The sequence below is a fragment of the bacterium genome, from assembly GCA_021372775.1.
Taxonomy (GTDB): domain Bacteria; phylum Acidobacteriota; class Polarisedimenticolia; order J045; family J045; genus JAJFTU01.
In genome coordinates, this window is the sequence record JAJFTU010000337.1 from 1 (window position 1) to 3,479 (window position 3,479).

5 protein-coding genes and 1 tRNA gene are annotated in these 3,479 nt (G+C 75.1%); 3 read left to right on the forward strand and 3 right to left on the reverse strand.

Annotated elements, in window-relative coordinates:
• The first annotated feature begins 44 nt into the window (after window positions 1-44).
• A complete protein-coding gene (locus LLG88_11360; GenBank protein MCE5247499.1) occupies window positions 45-950 on the forward strand; it encodes an NAD-dependent epimerase/dehydratase family protein in 906 nt (301 codons plus the stop codon).
• A gap of 74 nt (window positions 951-1,024) precedes the next feature.
• Here LLG88_11360 and LLG88_11365 read toward each other — a convergent pair whose 3' ends face one another.
• Window positions 1,025-1,558, reverse strand: coding sequence for a DUF421 domain-containing protein (locus tag LLG88_11365; GenBank protein MCE5247500.1), 534 nt, complete (start codon window positions 1,556-1,558; stop codon window positions 1,025-1,027).
• A gap of 198 nt (window positions 1,559-1,756) precedes the next feature.
• On the opposite strand from LLG88_11365, the gene LLG88_11370 reads away from it, so the two are divergent.
• Complete coding sequence (locus LLG88_11370; GenBank protein MCE5247501.1) at window positions 1,757-2,125, forward strand: HNH endonuclease; 369 nt, start codon at window positions 1,757-1,759, stop codon at window positions 2,123-2,125.
• A gap of 106 nt (window positions 2,126-2,231) precedes the next feature.
• Here the strand turns inward: LLG88_11370 and LLG88_11375 are convergent, their stop codons facing one another.
• Complete coding sequence (locus LLG88_11375; GenBank protein ID MCE5247502.1) at window positions 2,232-2,750, reverse strand: hypothetical protein; 519 nt, start codon at window positions 2,748-2,750, stop codon at window positions 2,232-2,234.
• A 247-nt stretch (window positions 2,751-2,997) separates the two neighbouring features.
• On the opposite strand from LLG88_11375, the gene LLG88_11380 reads away from it, so the two are divergent.
• Window positions 2,998-3,097, forward strand: a tRNA-Sec gene (locus LLG88_11380).
• A gap of 42 nt (window positions 3,098-3,139) precedes the next feature.
• Here LLG88_11380 and LLG88_11385 read toward each other — a convergent pair.
• Window positions 3,140-3,479 (reverse strand): hypothetical protein (locus LLG88_11385; GenBank protein ID MCE5247503.1); only part of this gene is annotated, 340 nt, incomplete at its 5' end.

Sequence of the window (3,479 nt, forward strand, 5' to 3'; positions counted from 1 at the left end):
CCCGCGGTCCGCGTAGATTTCAAGCCGTCCCCAAGGAGGCCGCGATGAACGTCTTCGTCACCGGCGCCGCCGGCTTCGTCGGATCGGCCGTGGCCGCCGCCTTCGCCCGCGCCGGCCACGACGTCCGCGGCCTGACGCGCAACCCGGCCAAGCGGGCGTTCCTCGCCGCGATGGAGGTCGAAGCGGTCGTCGGCTCGATGCAGTCGCCGGCGAGCTACCGCGACGTCGCGGCCCGCTGCGAGGTGCTCGTCCACGCGGCGATCGAGTACGGCCCCGAGTCGTGGAGCCTCGACCGGAAGACGATCGAGACGCTGCTCGGCACGGCCCGCCCCGGCGCGCCGCGCTTGGTCGTCTACACCAGCGGCGTCTGGGTCCACGGCGAGTCGCGCGGCCGGACGATGGACGAGACGACGCCGATCGCCCCCCCGCCCTTCGTCGCGCGGCGCGCCGAGCACGAGGCGCTGGTCCGCGGCGCCGACGACGGCCGCGGCCTGCGCACGCTGGTCGTCCGCCCCGGGTGCGTCTACGGCGGCGCCGGCGGGCTCACCGCGGCCTGGTTCGACGGCGCGCTCAAGGGAGGCGCGGCGCGGATCGTCGGCCACGGCGAGAACCACTGGGCGATGGTCCACCGGGACGACCTCGCGCGGGTCTACGTCCTCGCCGCCGAATCGTGGCTCGGCGGGGAGACGATCGACGTCGTGGACGGCGCCGAGACGACGGTGCTCGACTGCGCCCGCGCGGCGAGCGAGGCGGTCGGCGCCGGCGGCCGGACCGTCGCGACCGATCTCGACGAGGCGCTCCGCGCGATGGGCCCGATCGCCGAGTGCCTCGCGCTGGACCAGCGGATCGACGGCTCGAAGGTCCGCGGCCTGCTCGGCTGGACGCCGCGCCACCGCGGCTTCGCCGCCGGCGCGGTCCGCTACGCCCGCTCCTTCCGCGCCGCGCCCTGACGTCGTCCGCCGGGCCGAGCGGGCCGCCGCTCCGATCCCGCCGCGCGCCGCCGCGGCCTTCGCGGGAGGCCGCGCTACGGACGCGGCACGGCGCGCCGCGCAAGGCGCCTGCGCGTCTTCCGGTAGTGGCGCGGGTCGTCGGGATCGACGCGGATCACGCTGATCGATCCGTCCACCTCGAGCATCGCCAAGGCGACCTGTTGCGGGTCGGCGACCTCGTGCTCCCGCAGCGCGGCCAGCAGCTCGTCGCGCGTCAGGTGCTCGCGGGCGAGGTTGGCGACGAGGATCTCGCCGTGCGAGATCAGCGGCAGCGGAATCCCCTCCACGAACCGCTGCACGCGCCACGAGCGCTGGCGCAGGACCGCGACGCCGGCGTTGAGCAGCAGCAGCGTCGCCGCGGCCGCCGCGCCGCCGGTGACGCTCGTGTCCGGTCCGGTCATCGCGTTCTGCACGGCGTTGCTGATCAGCAGCAGCACGACGAGGTCGAACGGCGTCAGCTGTCCGATCTCGCGCTTGCCGGCGAGGCGGATGCCGACGAGAAGCAGCACGTAGACGATCGCCGCGCGGAGGGCGATCCCGAGCAAGGCCGAGGGGTCCCACATGAACATGCGTCCGGTCTCCCGCGCCCGACGCGCGGGCGCGCGCCGATCGTAGCGCGGCGCGGGGACGCGCGGCGACGGAACCGAACCGTCGAACCGCGCCCGACGTCCGCGCGGCGCGTCGCCCGCCGTCGTCGGCGCGCGGGTTCGCTCGGCCGCGACGCGGCGCGCCGTCTCCGCGCTACAATCCGCGCGGGGGATTCCGCCATGCACCGTGGACCGCTGACCGCCGCGCTCGTCTCGCTCTCGCTCTTCCTCGCCTTCGGCGACGCTCCGTCCTACGCGGAGGCCGGGCTGCGCGCGCGCCGCGCCGCGGCGACGAAGTCGGTCAAGGGGGTCAAGCGCGACCATCGCGGGCGGATCAAGCGCAGTTCGCGCGCCAAGCACGATTTCCAGAAAGAGCACCCCTGCCCCGCGACCGGCAAGACGAGCGGCCGCTGCCCCGGCTACGTGATCGACCACGTCGAGCCGCTCGCCTGCGGCGGGCCGGACGATCCGTCGAACATGCAGTGGCAGACCGTCGCCGAGGCGAAGGCCAAGGACAAGACCGAGCGCCAGAACTGCGGCGCGCGCTGACCGTCTTCGGCGCCGTCGGGAGCGCCGCCTCGAGAGCGGAACGTCCGCCGCCCGGCGGGGCGACGGCCCGCGCCGACGACGGAGGCCGCCGCGTCCGTCCCCCGCTCTATTTCTTCGCCGGCGCGCGGCGCATCGTCCAGCTCAAGTAGGTCTTGAACGCCTCCGGCTTGTCCGGCGGCGCGATCTCGAACGTCCCGGCGACGACGCCGTCCGCGTCGGGCGCGTACGTGAGCCGGAAGCGCGGCGTCCCGGGAGCGGCTTCGCCGACGAAGACGACGCCTCCTCCTTCGCGCGCCTGCACGGCGTAGCGGATCACGTGCCCCTCGTCGTCGAAGTAGTCGGCCTTGAGCCGCCCGTCGGCGTCGACGTAGACGACCATCAGGTCGTCGTGGCGGAACGCGGCGCGCTCGCCGCCCGCGGGATAGTCGGCGAAGTTCGTGCGCACGACGACGCGCCCTTGGAGTTCCCGCGCGAACGTCGTCCCGCCGACGCCCGCGCCCGGCGCCCCGCTCCCGCCGCCGGTCCACTCGCCGATCAGAAAGTCGAGCGGCGCGAGCGGCGCCGGCGCCGCCCCGCCTCCGATCAGCGCCGCGGCGACCGCCGCCGCGATCAGCTTCGCCTTCATCGTTCCGCCCTCCGCGCGGCGCCCTGCGCGCCGCGAAACCCGACTATAGAGCGAACGGCGACGCGGGGCGGAAGCGCAAGGAAACGGCCCGCGCGGAAGCGCACGGAGACGCGCTTTCCGTTGGAGGACGGAGACGCGCCGGGGCGCAGGCGGACAGTGTTCCGCGAAGCGGCGGCGCGCCGGGCGGAGTCTCCGGCGCGCTCGTTCCTATGCCGTACAATGACCGGACCGCACGACCAATCGTCCCGGAAGCGAATGGGGCCTGGTGGCCCTCCTGGTCTTCAAAACCAGTCGTCCCGTCGGCTGCGCCGGCGGGGGGTGGGTTCGATTCCCACACGCTTCCGCCATTCCCTCCTCGGCCGCGGCGCGCGACGCCGCGCCGGTTCCGCTCAGATCCCCGCGGCCGGCGGAAACGGAGGCGTCGTCGAGGACGCCGACGAGGACGGAGACGCCGAAGCCGACCCGGACGTGGACGCCGACGAGGACGACGACGGAGACGCCGAAGCCGCGGGCGGCGCGCCGACGGGGGTCGCGCGGAAGATCAGCACGCCGAGCGTGCCGCCGAGCGCGCCGGCGGCGAGCCCGAAGAGCGTCGGCCCGAGGGCGGCGCCGGCCATGCGCGCGATGAAGGGGGCCCCGCCGCAGGTGAGCAGGCTCGCGGCGTCGTCGAGTTCCCACGCCGCGTGGATCATCCGCCACGGATGGAACCGCAGCGCGGCCAGCCAGCCG

Coding starts and splice junctions, on each gene's coding strand:
- LLG88_11365 (MCE5247500.1), bottom strand. CDS start 1,558: ATGTTCATGTGGGACCCCTCGGCCTTGCTCGGGATCGCCCTCCGCGCG.
- LLG88_11360 (MCE5247499.1), top strand. CDS start 45: ATGAACGTCTTCGTCACCGGCGCCGCCGGCTTCGTCGGATCGGCCGTG.
- LLG88_11370 (MCE5247501.1), top strand. CDS start 1,757: ATGCACCGTGGACCGCTGACCGCCGCGCTCGTCTCGCTCTCGCTCTTC.
- LLG88_11375 (MCE5247502.1), bottom strand. CDS start 2,750: ATGAAGGCGAAGCTGATCGCGGCGGCGGTCGCCGCGGCGCTGATCGGA.